Origin of the sequence: Shewanella sp. UCD-FRSSP16_17, from assembly GCF_001675935.1 — a bacterium.
Taxonomy (GTDB): Bacteria; Pseudomonadota; Gammaproteobacteria; order Enterobacterales; family Shewanellaceae; genus Shewanella; species Shewanella japonica.
Window position 1 is genome coordinate 1 of the sequence record NZ_LZFV01000022.1, and the last position, 1,110, is coordinate 1,110.

The 1,110-nt window shown below is 53.2% G+C and carries 1 rRNA gene; it reads right to left on the bottom strand.

Features of this window, described 5'->3' with window-relative positions:
• A 23S ribosomal RNA gene (locus tag A9267_RS11515) occupies window positions 1-1,110 on the bottom strand; the annotation flags it as partial.

The window sequence follows — 1,110 nt, forward strand, 5'->3', positions numbered from 1 at the left end:
CCCTATCCTCCTGCGTCCCCCCATTGCTCAAATGGTGAGGAGGTGGTACAGGAATATCAACCTGTTGTCCATCGCCTACGCCTTTCGGCCTCGGCTTAGGTCCCGACTAACCCTGAGCGGACGAGCCTTCCTCAGGAAACCTTAGGCATTCGGTGGAGGGGATTCTCACCCCTCTTTCGCTACTCATACCGGCATTCTCACTTCTAAGCGCTCCACCAGTCCTTCCGGTCTGGCTTCACAGCCCTTAGAACGCTCTCCTACCACTGTTCGAAGAACAGTCCGCAGCTTCGGTGATACGTTTAGCCCCGGTACATTTTCGGCGCAGAGTCACTCGACCAGTGAGCTATTACGCACTCTTTAAATGGTGGCTGCTTCTAAGCCAACATCCTGGTTGTCTAAGCAACTCCACATCCTTTTCCACTTAACGTATACTTTGGGACCTTAGCTGGCGGTCTGGGCTGTTTCCCTTTCGACTACGGATCTTATCACTCGCAGTCTGACTCCCAAGGATAAGTCATTGGCATTCGGAGTTTGACTGAATTCGGTAACCCGGTAGGGGCCCCTAGTCCAATCAGTGCTCTACCTCCAAGACTCTTACCTTGAGGCTAGCCCTAAAGCTATTTCGGAGAGAACCAGCTATCTCCAGGTTCGATTGGCATTTCACCCCTACCCACACCTCATCCCCGCACTTTTCAACGTGCGTGGGTTCGGGCCTCCATTCAGTGTTACCTGAACTTCACCCTGGACATGGGTAGATCACCTGGTTTCGGGTCTACGACCACGTACTCATGCGCCCTATTCAGACTCGCTTTCGCTGCGGCTCCGCATCTTCTGCTTAACCTTGCACGGGATCGTAACTCGCCGGTTCATTCTACAAAAGGCACGCCATCACCCGTTAACGGGCTCTGACTACTTGTAGGCACACGGTTTCAGGATCTCTTTCACTCCCCTTCCGGGGTGCTTTTCACCTTTCCCTCACGGTACTGGTTCACTATCGGTCACTAGGGAGTATTTAGCCTTGGGAGATGGTCCTCCCGGATTCCGACGGAATTTCACGTGTTCCGCCGTACTCAGGATCCACTCAGGAGAGAACGAAGTTTTGACTACAGG